Source organism: Streptomyces katrae, from assembly GCF_002028425.1.
GTDB classification, from domain to species: domain Bacteria; phylum Actinomycetota; class Actinomycetes; order Streptomycetales; family Streptomycetaceae; genus Streptomyces; species Streptomyces katrae_A.
Genome location: NZ_CP020042.1, coordinates 4,243,811 through 4,258,384, shown reverse-complemented (window position 1 = coordinate 4,258,384; position 14,574 = coordinate 4,243,811). Strand labels below are relative to the sequence as shown.

The window sequence follows — 14,574 nt, the reverse complement described above, 5'->3', positions numbered from 1 at the left end:
GGGTGTCGATCGGGGTTTGTCTCCGCTGCCGTACCAGCTGGCTGCGGCCGTGCCTGCCAGGATTACAGTGATTGCGGCGCCGACGAGCACAACGTGGGTTGTCAGGCGGCGGGGTGGCCTGCGGCGCAGGTCTGAAGGAGGGTGCGGGCCGGGGCTTTGATCCTCTGTCCCGTCTGCGGCGGGGGGTTGGGCTTCCTCCATCACATTGTCGCGGGGTGGCTCCCCGAAGCTGCGATTTTTGTGCTCTGCTCCCGTCCCCGGAGCAGTTGATCCCGGCATGGCGTGCGGGCCTAGGACGTCTTGGTCGAGGATGGGGCCTGCTTCGGAGAGCGGGGCCGAGGCGTAGGCAGGCTGCCCACCGCCTTCGCTCTCCGTGGAGGTAGATCCCTCCACTGCGCTGTAGGCGGGCTCGTTGGTCTCCGCGCTGGACTGGGCTGATGTTCCTGGGGCCGGGCGCGCTGAAGCAGGCTGGGCTGAGAGAGCGTCGATTACGGCCTTGCGCCATTCCCTTCCCACGAGCTGCTCAAGCCGTCGCTTGTGGGTCTGGATCTCCGTGGCGAGGCGCAGCAGCTGTTGGCCGTGCTGCCGGGCGGGAGGCAAGAAGACTGCCGCCAGGTTGCTCGCGTCCTGGGCGTCCGGCACCCGTCCGCCCCGTGCCCTCTTCTCCAGCAGCATGTTGCGCCCTTTGAGCCACTGAGTCAGGAGTGGGCCGTCGATCGTCGGCTCTGTGTGCTTCAGCCTGCCGAGGAGAGCGGGGCGAGAGGGCAGACGATCGTTCAGCACCCTTCCCAGGCAGCCTGCCCATGCGTCCAGGGCCTGGACCAGAGCGTGGGCCGAGTCGATGAAGTCCGGCTCCTCCGCCTTCTGCTCCTCCATACCGATGTTCCCTTCCCCGCGCGACTTCTTGCACTCCGGTGATGAAACAGCAGGTCACTGGTCATGCAACTAGCAGTGCAACCGGCTGTCGGCCGAGGGGTCTGGAGTAGGCCGCTGCCTGCCATCAGGGTGGATTGCGGCGGACACGACTTGGCTGATCCGCCATCAATTCCCGACCCCTGAAGGGAGAACCACCCATGCCCCGATCGAGGTTCCGGAAGCATCGCACAGTCCTGGTCCTGCTCGCGGCGGCGCTCATCGGCACGGTCGCGCCGGTGATCGCCGCTGGCAGCGCCGAAGCCGCCAGCGCAGGCCAGGTGTGCCTGGTCCTGGCGCCGAACTCCGTCGACCTCGACCGCGGCGGTCCCGCCGCACCGGTCGGCCACATCGGCTGGGCCTTCCGCAACGGCACCAGCAGCACCTGGACCTTCGGCGCTACCGAGGGCGACAGCGGCGAGCCCAAGAAGACCTTCATCGCCACGGGGTCCTGGACCGCCATGCTCAACAACTTCAAGACCCGGCACAGCGGCAATCAGCGGTACGTGAAGTACCGGTGCCTCAGCACGCCGTCCGCCGACGCGGCCAAGGCGCAGCGGGCGGCCCGTACGAGCGCGACGAACGGCTACAACCTGGCCTGGAACAACTGCCTGACCAAAAGCGTGGACATCTTCCACGCCTACAGCCCCTGGCTGAACAACACGGCTCACCTGCCCGACCCGAAACCGCTGGGCATCTCCCTGTTCCCGAACCACTACTACAACGACCTCCTGCCGAAGTTCGGCTGGGGTGCGACGCACAACCTGTGACACGAATCCGACCGGCGGGCGTGTCTCGCCCGTCCCGAACCACATCGAGATGAGGAAGGACTGACTATGTGCCAGCGATGCAACGGCGACGGCAAGTGCACGACCTGCGGCGGCTCCGGATTCCAGGGCGTCTGGAAGTGCGACAGCTGCCGCGGTAGCGGCGACTGCAAGGCATGTAACGGCCGCGGCTAACCAGGGCGCGAGCACACCAGCCCGTCCGTCGGAGCCACCACTCGGTGGCTCCGACGGACGGGGGCCAAGACAAAGCCGGAAAGAAAGGCAGACAGGTAAATGACTGACCTCGTTCGTTACGGAGCACCGGTAGGCTCCTTCATCGTCGCCATCGTTGCCCTCTACATCTCCGTACGCCTCAATCGCAGGCAACGTCAGATAACGCGCCTTGAGATCGCTCGAAATCTCCACGGCGAACTCATTAGCGACTCCGCCATCAAGGACCGCCATACCCTGGGCACCATCCACTGGCAGAACAGGTCTATCTCATCGAAGGGAGGTGAGCGCGGCGACGTGATGTGCGCATACTTCGCGATGCTATGGCGCTTCGAGCGCCTGCACGCCGGCCGGAAGGTTCTCCTTGAGGAGAACGGCAACGCGCATGACATCGCATTGACCATCCTGGACAATCAGATCCGGACGCACGTCCAGGAGTATGTCTGCACATTTCACGAGATCAGAGCGAAGCTGACGGAGTCCGACAAGAAAGACCCCGTCTTCGACGGCGCGTATGTCGACTCCTTCGGTGAGCTTTGCAGGTCCCTCGCAGCGACCTCCGACGAAGATTCCAGGAAGAAGCTGAGGTTCCATACGAATAACTCTGAAACCTGCCTGTGTGCATGCCACAAGGTGAACCCGAGGCCGCCGCTTCCAGGCCAGAACACGCGGGCAGCCGTCTCATAGGCGGACCAGCCGACCTGAACACGGGTCAAGAACTCCGCCCCCGGCCGGCGCCGCTCCGGTACCGGCCGGTCGCAGCGGTGCGGCTGCACGGGAGCAGGTATGACTCTTATTGCCCGGCGTACTACTGCAGCAGCCCCAGCGGGTCCGGGGCGGTCACGGCCGGCCCCAGGTCTTGCAGGCAGGTTCGCGCCAGGTCTTCCGGACGACCATCCCACCTGGGGAGATGTGTTCGCTCGACCGGGTCCGGCAGCACCCGCCGCGCGCCCGGGGGCGGCGGTTCGAGCATCGGAACGAAAACTGGCGTCTGGTCGACCAGCACGGCCAGAGCCTCCACGTCGGCGAATTCCCTGGCGCGGGGCCACGTCATGAAGATCAGCGCGCTCACGGCGCGGAGGTCGACGAAGTACTGGGCCGCAGGAATCAGCCAGCCGAAACTGCCCACTTCCTTAGGGCCATCGGGGTCCAAGAGCCCGTCGAAGTAGTGCTGAAGTCTCAGCATCGCGGCGACAGTGGAGGGAGCGTGTGGATGTCGGTCCGCCTCGCCTCCGGCCAGGTTGGCCCCGAAGATCGCTCGTGTGCCGGGCAGGATGGCTCTGCACTGGGTGGGGTGGAGCCCCGCCCTCGGATGCTCGGGCGATCAGGCTGCCGCCCGGGCTGCGTAGATGTCCTGGCCGCAGCGAGGGTAGCCGGACAGCAGCAGGCGCTGATGTCGTAGGCAGGCGAAGACGAGAGGCATTCTCCAAGACCGGCGCCAGCGCCCACCGTGGCGCTGTTCGATCTCGGTTCCGTCGCCGGAGAGGCATCGCGGGCAGTACCGGGTCGCCTTGGTGAGAGCCCAGCGGTTGTTGTGGACCATTCTCGTGGGCGTACGGAACTCAGCCAGCAGACGTGCGTTCAGCGGGCCGTAGCGCTCGCCCAGCGGCGCAGTCAGCAACCCCTGGACCTCGTCATGCGTGAGGCGAGTGGCGCGGGCGAACGCGTCGAACCGCTGCTCGTCTAGGTCGCGCAGAAGGCGAACGGGGGTGCGATTTCGAACGGGGGTCGGCTCGACAAGCCCTGTTCGGACGGCGATCTCCACCATGCTCAGTCACAGCTGGCCCGGGAAAAGCTTTTCGGCGGGCTGTCACACCCGGGGGCGGGCGCGGGTCAGAGGGGTGTCGGACGCGAGAGAGCGACGACGACGCAGACCGAACCGAAGGAGCCCCCGATGTCCACCACCGCCACCGTCATCACCCTCGTCGCCGCCTTCATGGCCGGGTTCTCCGGAATCTCGATCTTCCGCGGCGCCACGTTCGTCACCGAGCCGCTCGTCGAGTACGGCGTCCCGAAGGGGATGTGGACCTTCCTCGGTACCGCCAAGGTCGCCGGAGCCCTCGGTCTCCTCGCCGGCTTCGCCGTCCCCGCCATCGGGATCGCCGCCGCGATCGGTCTGGTCCTCTACTTCACCGGCGCCGTCATCACCGTCCTGCGGGCCCGCTCGTACGCGCACGTCGCCTTCCCGCTGATCTACGCCGCCCCCGCCGCCGCCGTTCTGGCCCTGGTCTGAGACCGGGGCCGGGGCCGGCGGCGGCCCGGGCCCCGGAAACAGCGGGACCTCAGTCCTCCAGGGCCGTCAGGTCCAGGGCGCCCAGGCGCTCCGGGTCCGACAGGACGTCGATCGCGACGATCCGCCCCTCCACGACCGTGAAGGCCATGACCGACACGGCCCGGTCCTTGCGGACCACCACGACCCCCGCGGCGCCGTTGATCAGCGCCGGGCGGACGAACGGCACCAGCGAGCTGTACGTGACCGCCTGGCCCGCCACCGTCCGCGCACCGGTGAGCACCACGGTGAGCGCACCTGCGGCCCCGCCGTCCGAACGCAGCACCACGTCCGGGTCGAGCACCGACAGCAGCGCCTCGAACTGCCCGTCCCGCGCGGCCGCGAAGAACGCGTCCACCGCCTCCCGCTGGCGCGCGAGGTCCTTGTCCGGAGCCGGGGCCTGGCCCTGCACCTTGCGGCGGGCCCGACTCGCCAGCTGACGGGTCGCCGCCGAGGTCTTCTCGACCAGCGGGGCGATCTCCTCGAACGGCACCGCGAACATGTCGTGCAGGACGAACGCCAGCCGCTCCGCCGGCGACAGCGACTCCATCACCACCATCAGCGCCAGCCCCACCGAGTCGGCCAGTATCACCTCCTGCTCCGGGTCGATCCGGCGCTCGGAGCGGATCAGCGGATCCGGGATCCGCGTCTCCAGCCGCTCCATCGGATCCTCACGCCGCTGCTCGCGCGAGCGCAGCATGTTCAGGCAGATCCGCGAGATCACGGTCGTCAGCCACCCGCCGAGGTTCTCGACCCCGCTCACATCGGTGCGCTCCAGCCGCAGCCACGTCTCCTGGATGGCGTCGTCGGCCTCGCTCAGCGAGCCGAGCATCCGGTAGGACACCGCCCTCAGATGACTGCGGTGCTCCTCGAAGCGCGCCGTCAGCTCCGTCAGGTCCGTCAGGTCGCTCACGCCCGTCACGCCCGTCACGCCCGTCGGATTGTTCGACGACGAGTTCTCGTCCACCTGTCACATTCCTTCCTCACTGCGGGTCAGAGCAGTAGACCGCACACCCCCGTGAAACCGAACGGGTTCAAGCCCGGGACGTCAACTTCCGTCCCATCGATCGGAGATGACCCAGATGACGGACACGACCGGATCCCCCCGCCCCTTCCTCGTCACCGGCGGCACCGGAACCCTCGGCAGCCTCGTCGTACCGCTCCTGCGCGCGGCCGGTGTCCCCGTACGGGTCCTCAGCCGCAGCGCCCGCCCCGCCGCCGCCGACGGCGTCACCTACGTACGCGGCGACCTGATCGAGGACGCGGGCCTCGACGCCGCCCTCGACGGCGTCGAAACGGTCCTGCACCTGGCCGGCGGCCCCAAGGGCGACGACGTCGCCGCCCGCCACCTCGTGCGCGCCGCGAAGGCCGCCGGGGTGCGCCACCTCGTCCTGATCTCCGTCATCGGCGCCGACACCGTCCCCCTGGGCTGGTTCCGGACCAAGCTCGAAGCGGAACGGGCCGTCTCCGGGTCCGGGCTGCCCTGGACCACCCTGCGCGCCGCCCAGTTCCACGAACTGGCCCTCACCGTCGCCGAAAAGCTCGCCAAGCTGCCCGTCGTCCCGGTCCCCGGCGGGGTGCGCTGGCAGCCCGTCGACTCCCGGGAGGTCGCGGCCCGGCTCGTCGAACTGGCCCTCGGCAAGCCCGCCGGGCTGGTCGCCGACATCGCCGGGCCCGACGTCCGCACCCTCGGCGACCTGAGCCGCGACTACCTGCGGGCGCGCGGCAAGCGGCGCCTGATGATGCCCGTCCGGATGCCCGGGAAGGCCGGCCGCGCCTACCGCGCCGGGGAAAACCTCTCCCTCGACGGCGCGGTAGTGGGCGAGCGCTCCTGGGAGGCCTTCCTCGCCGAACGCCTCGCCTCCTAGCGGCCCTGCCCGCCACCCTGCCCGGCGCCCTGCCCGGCCGGCGCGCGGCCGACCACGACGGTCGCGTGCAGTTCCTCCGAGGTGGCCGCCCGCACCGCGAGACCCCCCGCCGTCAGCGCGGACGCCGTCAGCGGCGCCTGCCGGGCGCTGGTCTCGATCAGCAGGTGGCCGCCCGGGGCCAGCCAGCGCAGGGCCTGCGCCGCGATCCTGCGGTGGACGTCCAGGCCGTCCTCGCCCCCGTCGAGGGAGACCAGCGGCTCGTGCACCCGGGCCTCCGGCGGCATCAGCCCGATCTCCCCCGTCGGCACGTACGGGGCGTTGACCACCAGGACGTCCACCCGCCCGCGCAGCTCCGCCGGCAGCGCCCCGTACAGGTCGCCCTCCCAGACCGCTCCCCCGTACGGGGCCACGTTGCGCCGGGCGTACGCCAGCGCCGCCGGGTCGATGTCGGCGGCGTGCAGCTCGACCCCGCCCGGCACCTGGGCGGCCACCGCCGCGCCGAGGGCGCCGACCCCGCAGCACAGGTCCAGCACCACGGCGCCGGGCCGGGCCAGCGCCACGGCCTCCTCGGCAAGGAACTCGCTGCGCCGGCGCGGCACGAAGGCCCCCGCGCCGACCTCCACACGCAGCCCGCAGAACTCCGCCCAGCCGACGACGTGCTCCAGCGGCTCCCCCGCCGCCCGCCGGGCCACCAGGCCCGCCAGCCGGCGGTCGTCGCCGGAGGCGGCCGCGATCAGCAGCCCGGCCTCCTCCTCCGCGAAGACGCAGCCCGCGGCGCGCAGCTGCTCGACGATCGATGTCACGTGACCCATCCTCGGCTTCCGGTACGACAACGGCGACGACCCGCGGCCCGGGTCAGAAGACGTCCGGGCACCACGGCCGCCGGGCCGTGCGGAACACCGCGTCGGCCAGCGCCACCGCCCCGGCCCGCTCCTCCGCCACCCGCCCCAGCGCCGCCAGCCGCGCGGCGGATTCGTCGCCGAGGTAGAGCGAGCCGAGCACGGACACGTCGAGGGCCAGGTCGGCCGGGTCCTGCGTACGGACGCAGGTGCCGGCCGCCGCGTCCAGCCGGTAGCGGCCCTCCGCGAGCCCGGCCGCGTCCGCCACCTCCAGGACCAGGACCCCGGGCACGGCGTACGTCCGGGCGGCCAGGGCCCGTTCGACATCGAGCAGCCGCAGCCACACGAAGTCGGCCGAGGTCACCGGCCGGGCCGCACGCGGGTCGGGCAGCAGCAGCGGGAGGAGGTCGTCGGGGGCGCGGTAGGCGGTGCGGACCTTCAGCACCCAGTCGATGGAGCACAGGTACCGCCACAGGGCGCGCTCGGCGGCCGGGGTCAGGGCGATCAGGTCCTTGACCTGGAGGGTGTTGAGCGGGCGCTTCTCGTCCGTCCAGGTCTCGTCGGCCGAGTACACCGCGAAACCGGCCGGCTCGCCCGCCGGGTCCCGGTAGAGGGCGTGGAACTTGGGCTTGTAGGGCCGGCCCTGGGCCGGCTCGATCCCACAGGCGATGTCCCACCAGCGGGCGCTGCGGCTGACCGTGCCATGCCCGGCCGCCCGCAGCCGCTCGTGGATCCGGGGACCGGTCTCGCGGAGCTCGGAGGCGTCGATCAGGTCGATGCGGCCGCCGTCGCCGGGGACGGCGGCGCTGGGGTCGAGGCCGCTGCGGGCGACGTCTATCTCCCATTCGACGATGCCGGTGGCGGGCCCGTACCCGTACCGGCCGTAGATCGGGTACTCGGCGGCGATCAGGGTGGAGACGACGTCGCCGCGCTCCTTGGCCGCCGTCAGCTCGGCCGCCATCATCCGGGTCAGCAGGCCCTGACGGCGGTGCGTGGCCGTCACGCTGACGTTGGTGACGGCACTGGAGGGCACGCTCGCCCCGCCGGGGACGGTCAGTTCCTGGGCGAAGGAGCGGAAGGTGGCCACGCAGCGGCCGGTGTCGGTGTCGAAGGCGCCCTGCGTACGGGTGAGGTCCCAGTGCTTGCTGCGCAGCGCCACGTCGGACTCGGGAACCGGGGCCGGCATCAGGAAGCCCGTGTTCAGGGCCCGCATCCACTCGGGGAGTTCGGATTCGGCGATCGGCCGGATGTCAGCACTCATATCCGGTCACGCTAACGGCCGCACCGAGCCGAGTCGCCCGAATTTCCGCCCGGCCGCCTCCGCTGCCGCGGCTACGCCAGCAGGTCGTCCACCTGCGCCTCGCCCTCCCGGTAGCGCCGGGTGATCTCCGCGCTGGAGTCGTCCGCCGTCCGCTGGAGCTGCTGGCGGCGCCGCGAGACCTGCTGCTCGTAGCGGACCAGCCGGGCCATCGCCTCGTGCAGTTCGGCGTCCGTGCGCGCGTCCAGGTCCGACAGCTCCACGTCCGAGAGCATCTCGGCCGCCAGCAGCCGGAACTCCTCGTTGTGCGGGGTGCCGAGCGTGACGTGCCGGGCGGAGGCGCTGCGGCTGGACGGGGCGTCGGCGAGGATCTCCGAGAGCCGGTCCACCACCGGCACCTCGGGGTCCGTCCGGCGGGCGAGCTCGGCGCGCAGGATGTCGATGCGGCCCTGCAGGAGTCTGCGGACGTAGCTGAGGTCGGCCTCGTCGCGCTGGGCGTCGCGGCGCAGGGCTCTCAGCTCCGGCAGCCCGAGCGCGGCGGCGGGGGTGCCGGCGGGGGTGGTCAGCCCCTCGGGGTCGCCGGTGCGCTGTGCGGGCGGCCGCACCTGGGGCGCGGCGGCGGCCGCGTCGTCGGGTGCTGCGGGTGCGGGTGCGGAGGTAGCAGAGGTGTTCATCGTTTCGTCGTCCATCCCCTCGACCGGTGCTGGAGGCACCGCCTGCAGGCATGGTGCCACTCTCCGTGGTGCGGACGCAGTCTCACGCCACCCGATCGGCCCCGGACGGGTGCACGCCTGGTACACAGGTGGTATGCGAGCAGTGGTGCAGAGGGTGGACGGCGCGAGCGTCGTCGTGGCCGGCGAGACGGTCGGCGAGATCGTCGGCGAGGGGCTGTGCGTGCTGGTGGGGGTGACCCACGACGACACCCCGGAGAAGGCGGCGGTGCTGGCCCGCAAGCTGTGGTCGGTGCGGATCCTGGAGGCGGAGAAGTCCTGCAGCGACGTGGACGCGCCGCTGCTGGTGATCTCCCAGTTCACGCTGTACGGGGACGCCCGCAAGGGCCGCCGCCCCACCTGGAACGCGGCCGCGCCCGGGCCGGTGGCCGAGCCGCTGGTGGACGAGGTCGTGGCGCAGCTGCGGGCGCTGGGCGCGACGGTGGCGACGGGCCGGTTCGGCGCGGACATGCGGGTCTCGCTGACGAACCACGGCCCGTTCACCATCGTCATCGACGTGTAGGGCGACGTGTAGGGGCGCGGGCCCCTACGGGGCGACGACGACCTCCTGCGCGGCCGGCGTGGTCCCGGCCAGCAGCGGGGCGTCCACCGGAACGTTCCGCTTGACCAGCGCGAGGGCGATGGGCCCGAGCTCATGGTGGCGCACGGCGGTGGTGACGAAGCCGAGCTGGCGGCCGTCCTCCCCGTCGGCGGCGAGCCGTACGGGCGTCCCGTGCGCGGGGAGCAGCACCTCGGAGCCGTCCAGGTGCAGGAAGACCAGGCGGCGCGGCGGCTTCCCCAGGTTGTGGACGCGGGCGACGGTCTCCTGGCCGCGGTAGCAGCCCTTCTGGAGGTGCACGGCGGTGCCGATGAGGCCGATCTCGTGCGGGATGGTGCGGTGGTCGGTCTCCAGGCCCAGGCGGGGGCGGTGGGCCTCGACGCGCAGGGCCTCGTAGGCGAGGAGCCCGGCGGCGGGGCCGTGCGCGGCGGCGAACTCCTCCAGCCGCTCACGCGGGAGGAACACGTCCCGGCCGTACGGGGTCTCCCGGACGACGAGCTCCTTGTCGGTCTCGGCGATGGAGCCGGCCGGCAGGTGGACGACGGCGAAGTCGGCGGTGCGGTCGGCGACTTCGACCCGGTAGAAGAACTTCATGGACTCCAGGTAGGCGATCAGCGCCTCCTGGGTGCCGGGCTCGACGTGCGCCCACGTGGTCTCGCCGTCGTCGACGATGTGGAGCTGGTGCTCGATGTGCCCGTTGGCGGAGAGGATCAGCGCCTCGGTGGCCTGCCCGGGCGGGAGGTCCGTGACGTGCTGGGTGATCAGCAGGTGCAGCCAGCTGAGCCGGTCCTGGCCGGCGACGGTGACGACACCGCGGTGGGAGAGGTCGACGAAGCCTCGGCCGTCGGCGAGGGCGCGCTGTTCGCCGTAGAGCTCTCCGTAGTGGGCGGCGACGCCCTCGTCACGGCCTTCGGCCGCTACGGCGCCGGGAAGATGGAGCAAGGGGCTGCTGGTCATGCCACCAAGCCTACGACCCCGTACGGACGGTCCCAGGGCGCACCGGGGGCGCTGGGCGGTGCCGGTGGTGTCTAGGGCTTCTCGTCGCGGCGCCGGGCGGCGCACTCCTTGCAGAGGCCGAAGATGGCGAAGTGCTTCATGTCGGTCTCGAAGCCGAAGGTGGTGCGCAGTTTCGCCGTGAAGTCGGCGGCGATGTCGAGGTCGGCCTCGATCACCTCGGTGCAGTCGCGGCAGACCAGGTGGATGTGGTGGTGCCGGTCGGCGAGGTGGTAGGTGGGGGCCCCGTGCCCGAGGTGGGCGTGGGAGACGAGGCCGAGCTCTTCCAGGAGCTCCAGCGTGCGGTAGACGGTGGAGATGTTGACGCCGGAGGCCGTCTTGCGCACCTCGACGAGGATTTCGTCGGGGGTCGCGTGCTCCAGGGCGTCGACCGCTTCCAGCACGAGCTGGCGCTGCGGTGTCAGCCGGTATCCGCGCTGCCGCAGGTCGCTCTTCCAGTCGGTGGTCACCACCCGGCCAGTGTAAGCGCGCGAAGGGGCCCACGGCCCTGCCGTGGGCCCCTTCGTACACGTACGCGGTCGCTGGGCTCAGCGGAAGAAGGCGATGCCGTCTTCCGGGAGCTCGGGGAGGTTGCGCGCCATGTCGGCGATCTCCTCCGGGGTGACGACCTTCTTCAGCTGCGCGGACATGTAGGGGCGCAGCTCGACCTCGGGGGTCGCCTTCTCGCCGACCCACATCAGGTCGCTCTTCACGTACCCGTAGAGGCGCTTGCCGCCGCTGTACGGGCCGGAGGCGGCGGTGCGGGCCACCGCGTCGGTGACGAGGTCGATCTGCGGCTTCTGGTCGGCGAGCTCGCCGTACCAGACCTCGACCACGCCCTGGTCGCGGACCATGACGATCTCGACCTTGCGGTCCTTGTCGATGCGCCAGTAGCCCGACTCGGACTCCAGCGGGCGCACCTTCTCGCCCTCGGCGTCGAGCACCCAGGAGCGGGAGGTGTACTCCAGGAAGTCCCGGCCGTCGTGGCTGAAGACGACTTCCTGGCCGAAGTTGCACTTCTCCTCGCCGGGGAAGTCGAACACGCCGGCGCCTTCCCAGGTGCCGAGGAGGAAGGCGAGGGGGACGAGACCCGGGTTCAGGTCGGACGGGATCTGGATCATGGTTGGCTGCTCAGGCGATCTGTGGGAGGGGTTCCGGGGCGGTCGGCCGGTCGCTGTTAGCGCTGACCCTGGTAGAGCTTCTTGACGGCCAGGCCGGTGAAGGCCAGGACGCCGACGCAGACCAGGACCAGCAGGGAGGTGAAGAAGGCCTCAAGCACGGGGTGCTCCTCGGAGGATTCGGTTCGGGTGGACGGGCCGGTCCCCAAGCCTACTGGCCCGGGGACCGGCGCACGGTGTGAGGTGGGCCGAACCGGGCCCTCCGGGGGTGGCCGCCGGGTCAGCTCAGCAGCTGCCGCTGGAGGATCACCGCCTGGTGCATCGGGACGGCTCCGGCGCCGCCCTTGCGGTTCTGGAGGATCAGCGCCTGGACGTCTCCCGACTGGACGCACCCGACCCTGGTCTGCTCGTCGCCGAAGGGGACGGATTCCCGGAACACGGAGATGCCGCTGGGGTCGGGGGCGGGCTGGGTAAGGGCCTGCTCCCAGACGCTGTCCGGCTCGATGCCCTTGACCCCGTTGAGATCGGTCCCGCAGCCCGTGAAGGTGTCCGCGAACCCGGAGGCGTGGAAGCGCAGCAGGTAGACCCGGGTGCGGGTGCCGTCCGGCGTGGTCCAGCCGCGGGCGACGATCTGGCGCAGCCCGTTGTCGGCGAACCCCTGCTTCATCTTCTCTCGCGCGGAGGCGTCGTACTCCTCCAGGAAGGTGTCGACGGTGACCGCCGAGTCCTTCTCCAGCTTCAGCCCGGGGTCCGGGGCGGAGCCGACGGGGGCGGGCAGGGTCAGCTGGGTGAGGTCGGCGTAGTGGATGCCGTCCAGGTTGTCCACGGCGAACGGCACCGGCGCGCCGGGCGGCAGGGCCGGCTTGGCCAGGGCCGGGTAGGTCCAGCGGCCGTCGCTCTTCGTGGACAGGCCGGGGACGTCGGTCCGCTCGGCCCGGCTGATCCCGTACGCGGTCCCCGCGCCGGCGGCGGCGAAGACGAGGACGGCGGCGGTCCAGCGCAGCGCCGCGTGCAGCTTGCGGCGGTCCTTGGGGGCGGCTCCGGAGGCCGCGGCCTCGGGAGCCGCGGGGGCCTCCGGGGCCGCGGGGGCCTCCGGGGCCGCAGGGGCCGCGGGAGCTGCGGGGACCGCGGGGGCCTCCGGGGCCGCGGGAGCCGCGGGGGCCGCGGGGTCTTCGGGGACCGCGGGGCCTTCGGGAGCCGTCGGAAGGCCGGCGGGCTCGGGACCCTCCTGGGCCGGCGTGGTGGCGGCGGCCGCAGGCGCCTCGGGGGCCGGCTCCGCCGGGGTGGTGGCCGACGGGGGCGCCGCCGCCGGGTCCGTGGCGGTGTTCTGCTCGGTCACACGGACTCCCCGGGGGACTTCAGGCGGGACAGCTGGTTCTTGAGGAAGCCGGCGGCCTCGAGCTTGGAGAACCCCTGCTCCTTGGGGCCGTAGGCGCGGAGGCTGACCAGCACGTCGCCCTGGACGGCCACGCAGTACAGGGAGTCGATCTTCTCCTTGTTCTGCTCGCCCACGGCCAGCAGGGAGCACTTGGCGTCGGGATAGCCGTCGACCTTCGGCGCGTCGCGGTCGTCGCCCGTGAGGTCCAGGAGCTTCTTGGTGACCTCCGAGAACGCCCCCACCGCCTTCGGGTCGGCCTGCATGAGGCGGATCTCGACGACCATGCTGCCGCCGGCGGCGGCGTAGGTCCGGGCGGCCAGGCCCTTGAGCCTCAGGTCGGCCAGCATGTCGTCGCGCTTCTTGCGCTCGGTGCCGGACAGCCCTTTGCGGGCCTCCTTGAAGGTCTCGACCGCCTTCTCCCCGGAGGCGAAGTAGTCGTTCCCGTCGGCACCTTGGTCGGGTCCCGGTCCGAAACCGGACGGGACCGGCAGGAGCTTGCCGGTGAGGTCGTTGGCCGGCACCGGCGGGGCGTTCTCGGCCGAGGGCAGCTTGCCGCCGGCCTCGACCCAGTAGGCGGTCGGCGCGGTCCGGTCGGCGTCGGCGAGGGCGGAGGCCGCCCAGATCCCGCCGCCGAGGAGGACTGCCCCGGCCACTGCCGCGGCGATGACGGCGGCCCGCTTGCGGCGGTTCACCACCGGTGCGGGCCCGGCGGGGGCGGGGGTTTCGGGAGCCGGGTCGGCGGTACCGGCCTGCGGCTCGGGCTGGGCCTCGGTCCGGGCCTCGGTCTGCGGCTCGGTCACAGTCGCTCCAGCTGTCGCTTGGCCAGGTCGAGGACGGAACCCTCGTCGATCCCGCCGCCGTGCGTGTCGAAGTAGTGGAGGTCCAGGACGATGTCGCCCCGGCGGACGAGGGCGCGACCCGACCGGACCGGGTAGTACCCGGGCTTCTCCTCGGCCTCCGAATCGACCCAGACGTGCCCGAGCCCTGGGCCCACGCCGGGGACGACGGCCCCGCCGTTGCCGGCGTACTCCTTGTCGGGCATGTACACGGCCTGGCCCCGCTGGTAGCCGTCCGCGCCGGAGAAGTCGCGGAACTGCACGAGCCGGACCTCCACGACCACGTCGCCCTGCTTCCACACCCGCGTGGCGACGCGGCGGATCCCGTCCTGCAGGTGGCCGCGCAGCGCGTGGTCCGCCTCGCGGAATCCCGTCGAGAAGGCGTCGATCGTCTCGTAGCCGTCGGCCTCGACCTTCGCCCCCGAGGGCGCGTCGATCAGCAGCTTCGTGAGGTCGTCGTCCGTCTTGTACCAGCGGTTGGCGTTGATCGACTTGACCGTCGTGGCGTCGTTCGGCGCCTGCGCCTTCGGCGTGGCCGGCTTCTGCTGGGCCAGCGGCGGCAGGGGCGTGGGCTCGCGGTGGTACTGGATCGCGTAGCCCGTGACCGTGCCGGCGACGGCGCCGAGGACGAGGGCGGCGGCGATCAGGGCCGTCGTGCGGCCACGGCGGCGCGGAGCCGCAGGCGGCGTGTCCGGATGTCCCGGATCGGCCGGAGGAAGTTCCGGCGCACCGGATTCCTGCTGTTCGTGTTCCAAAGGGGTCCCCCCACAGACCTGGAGGCGCGGGAGCGTTCGCCCGCGCACATCCAAGACACCATGGGGCTCAAGGACGTTGTA

Annotated in this window: 17 protein-coding genes; 5 read left to right on the top strand and 12 right to left on the bottom strand. The window is 71.5% G+C overall.

Annotated features, from left to right (window positions below; all coding sequences use genetic code 11):
- Nucleotides 1–1,073 precede the first annotated feature (1,073 nt).
- Nucleotides 1,074–1,682: a hypothetical protein gene (locus B4U46_RS19445; protein ID WP_079429006.1), complete on the top strand. Its 609-nt coding sequence runs from the start codon at nucleotides 1,074–1,076 to the stop codon at nucleotides 1,680–1,682.
- Nucleotides 1,683–1,973: 291 nt separating this feature from the next.
- Entirely contained in the window at nucleotides 1,974–2,597 is a 624-nt protein-coding gene (locus B4U46_RS19440) for a hypothetical protein (RefSeq protein ID WP_079429005.1), read from the top strand.
- Nucleotides 2,598–2,718: 121 nt separating this feature from the next.
- On the opposite strand, the gene B4U46_RS19435 is transcribed toward B4U46_RS19440, so the two are convergent.
- Nucleotides 2,719–3,096, bottom strand: coding sequence for a hypothetical protein (locus B4U46_RS19435; RefSeq protein WP_079429004.1), 378 nt, complete (start codon nucleotides 3,094–3,096; stop codon nucleotides 2,719–2,721).
- Between the two features lie 138 nt (nucleotides 3,097–3,234).
- Nucleotides 3,235–3,678 carry a TniQ family protein gene (locus B4U46_RS19430; protein ID WP_079429003.1) on the bottom strand — a complete coding sequence of 148 codons (444 nt, stop codon included), beginning with the start codon at nucleotides 3,676–3,678 and terminating at the stop codon, nucleotides 3,235–3,237.
- A gap of 126 nt (nucleotides 3,679–3,804) precedes the next feature.
- Here B4U46_RS19430 and B4U46_RS19425 point away from each other — a divergent pair, with 126 nt between their 5' ends.
- Complete coding sequence (locus B4U46_RS19425; protein ID WP_079429002.1) at nucleotides 3,805–4,143, top strand: DoxX family protein; 339 nt, start codon at nucleotides 3,805–3,807, stop codon at nucleotides 4,141–4,143.
- Between the two features lie 49 nt (nucleotides 4,144–4,192).
- On the opposite strand, the gene B4U46_RS19420 is transcribed toward B4U46_RS19425, so the two are convergent.
- Nucleotides 4,193–5,083 (bottom strand): sigma-70 family RNA polymerase sigma factor, encoded by an 891-nt coding sequence (locus tag B4U46_RS19420; RefSeq protein ID WP_079431860.1) that lies wholly within the window; start codon nucleotides 5,081–5,083, stop codon nucleotides 4,193–4,195.
- 178 nt (nucleotides 5,084–5,261) lie between these two features.
- Here B4U46_RS19420 and B4U46_RS19415 point away from each other — a divergent pair, with 178 nt between their 5' ends.
- Entirely contained in the window at nucleotides 5,262–6,047 is a 786-nt protein-coding gene (locus B4U46_RS19415) for an SDR family oxidoreductase (protein ID WP_079431859.1), read from the top strand.
- Here B4U46_RS19415 and B4U46_RS19410 read toward each other — a convergent pair.
- From B4U46_RS19410 to B4U46_RS19400, 3 genes are all read right to left on the bottom strand, one after another.
- Nucleotides 6,044–6,859: a putative protein N(5)-glutamine methyltransferase gene (locus B4U46_RS19410; RefSeq protein ID WP_079429001.1), complete on the bottom strand. Its 816-nt coding sequence runs from the start codon at nucleotides 6,857–6,859 to the stop codon at nucleotides 6,044–6,046. The two genes, B4U46_RS19415 and B4U46_RS19410, sit on opposite strands and share 4 nt — an antisense overlap.
- 43 nt (nucleotides 6,860–6,902) lie before the next feature.
- Nucleotides 6,903–8,147: a GNAT family N-acetyltransferase gene (locus tag B4U46_RS19405; protein ID WP_079429000.1), complete on the bottom strand. Its 1,245-nt coding sequence runs from the start codon at nucleotides 8,145–8,147 to the stop codon at nucleotides 6,903–6,905.
- A 71-nt stretch (nucleotides 8,148–8,218) separates the two neighbouring features.
- Nucleotides 8,219–8,818 carry an AmfC protein gene (locus tag B4U46_RS19400; protein WP_079431858.1) on the bottom strand — a complete coding sequence of 200 codons (600 nt, stop codon included), beginning with the start codon at nucleotides 8,816–8,818 and terminating at the stop codon, nucleotides 8,219–8,221.
- Between the two features lie 133 nt (nucleotides 8,819–8,951).
- Between B4U46_RS19400 and dtd the strand changes: the two genes are divergently transcribed.
- Nucleotides 8,952–9,377, top strand: coding sequence for a D-aminoacyl-tRNA deacylase (gene dtd, locus B4U46_RS19395; protein ID WP_042801357.1), 426 nt, complete (start codon nucleotides 8,952–8,954; stop codon nucleotides 9,375–9,377).
- A gap of 24 nt (nucleotides 9,378–9,401) precedes the next feature.
- Here the strand turns inward: dtd and B4U46_RS19390 are convergent, their stop codons facing one another.
- The 6 genes from B4U46_RS19390 to B4U46_RS19365 all read right to left on the bottom strand — a co-directional run bounded on the left by B4U46_RS19390 (nucleotide 9,402) and on the right by B4U46_RS19365 (nucleotide 14,493).
- Entirely contained in the window at nucleotides 9,402–10,370 is a 969-nt protein-coding gene (locus B4U46_RS19390; RefSeq protein ID WP_079428999.1) for a YgfZ/GcvT domain-containing protein, read from the bottom strand.
- 71 nt (nucleotides 10,371–10,441) lie between these two features.
- On the bottom strand, nucleotides 10,442–10,879 hold the full coding sequence (locus tag B4U46_RS19385) for a Fur family transcriptional regulator (RefSeq protein WP_079428998.1): 438 nt from the start codon (nucleotides 10,877–10,879) through the stop codon (nucleotides 10,442–10,444).
- 75 nt (nucleotides 10,880–10,954) lie between these two features.
- A complete protein-coding gene (locus B4U46_RS19380; protein ID WP_079428997.1) occupies nucleotides 10,955–11,527 on the bottom strand; it encodes an FABP family protein in 573 nt (190 codons plus the stop codon).
- Nucleotides 11,528–11,804: 277 nt separating this feature from the next.
- A complete protein-coding gene (locus B4U46_RS19375; RefSeq protein ID WP_237292999.1) occupies nucleotides 11,805–12,863 on the bottom strand; it encodes a hypothetical protein in 1,059 nt (352 codons plus the stop codon).
- The gene (locus B4U46_RS19370) at nucleotides 12,860–13,702 is read right to left on the bottom strand and encodes a hypothetical protein (protein ID WP_079428996.1); all 843 of its coding nucleotides are present in this window, start codon (nucleotides 13,700–13,702) and stop codon (nucleotides 12,860–12,862) included. The genes B4U46_RS19375 and B4U46_RS19370 overlap by 4 nt, the downstream gene beginning before the upstream one ends.
- Nucleotides 13,699–14,493, bottom strand: a complete 795-nt coding sequence (locus B4U46_RS19365) for a hypothetical protein (protein ID WP_079428995.1) — start codon at nucleotides 14,491–14,493, stop codon at nucleotides 13,699–13,701. Before B4U46_RS19365 ends, B4U46_RS19370 begins: the two co-directional genes overlap by 4 nt.
- Between the last annotated feature and the right edge of the window lie 81 nt (nucleotides 14,494–14,574).

Coding starts and splice junctions, on each gene's coding strand:
- B4U46_RS19405 (WP_079429000.1), bottom strand. CDS start 8,147: ATGAGTGCTGACATCCGGCCGATCGCCGAATCCGAACTCCCCGAGTGG.
- B4U46_RS19400 (WP_079431858.1), bottom strand. CDS start 8,818: ATGAACACCTCTGCTACCTCCGCACCCGCACCCGCAGCACCCGACGAC.
- B4U46_RS19425 (WP_079429002.1), top strand. CDS start 3,805: ATGTCCACCACCGCCACCGTCATCACCCTCGTCGCCGCCTTCATGGCC.
- B4U46_RS19440 (WP_079429005.1), top strand. CDS start 1,974: ATGACTGACCTCGTTCGTTACGGAGCACCGGTAGGCTCCTTCATCGTC.
- B4U46_RS19430 (WP_079429003.1), bottom strand. CDS start 3,678: ATGGTGGAGATCGCCGTCCGAACAGGGCTTGTCGAGCCGACCCCCGTT.
- B4U46_RS19415 (WP_079431859.1), top strand. CDS start 5,262: ATGACGGACACGACCGGATCCCCCCGCCCCTTCCTCGTCACCGGCGGC.
- B4U46_RS19410 (WP_079429001.1), bottom strand. CDS start 6,859: ATGGGTCACGTGACATCGATCGTCGAGCAGCTGCGCGCCGCGGGCTGC.
- B4U46_RS19435 (WP_079429004.1), bottom strand. CDS start 3,096: ATGCTGAGACTTCAGCACTACTTCGACGGGCTCTTGGACCCCGATGGC.
- dtd (WP_042801357.1), top strand. CDS start 8,952: ATGCGAGCAGTGGTGCAGAGGGTGGACGGCGCGAGCGTCGTCGTGGCC.
- B4U46_RS19390 (WP_079428999.1), bottom strand. CDS start 10,370: ATGACCAGCAGCCCCTTGCTCCATCTTCCCGGCGCCGTAGCGGCCGAA.
- B4U46_RS19380 (WP_079428997.1), bottom strand. CDS start 11,527: ATGATCCAGATCCCGTCCGACCTGAACCCGGGTCTCGTCCCCCTCGCC.
- B4U46_RS19445 (WP_079429006.1), top strand. CDS start 1,074: ATGCCCCGATCGAGGTTCCGGAAGCATCGCACAGTCCTGGTCCTGCTC.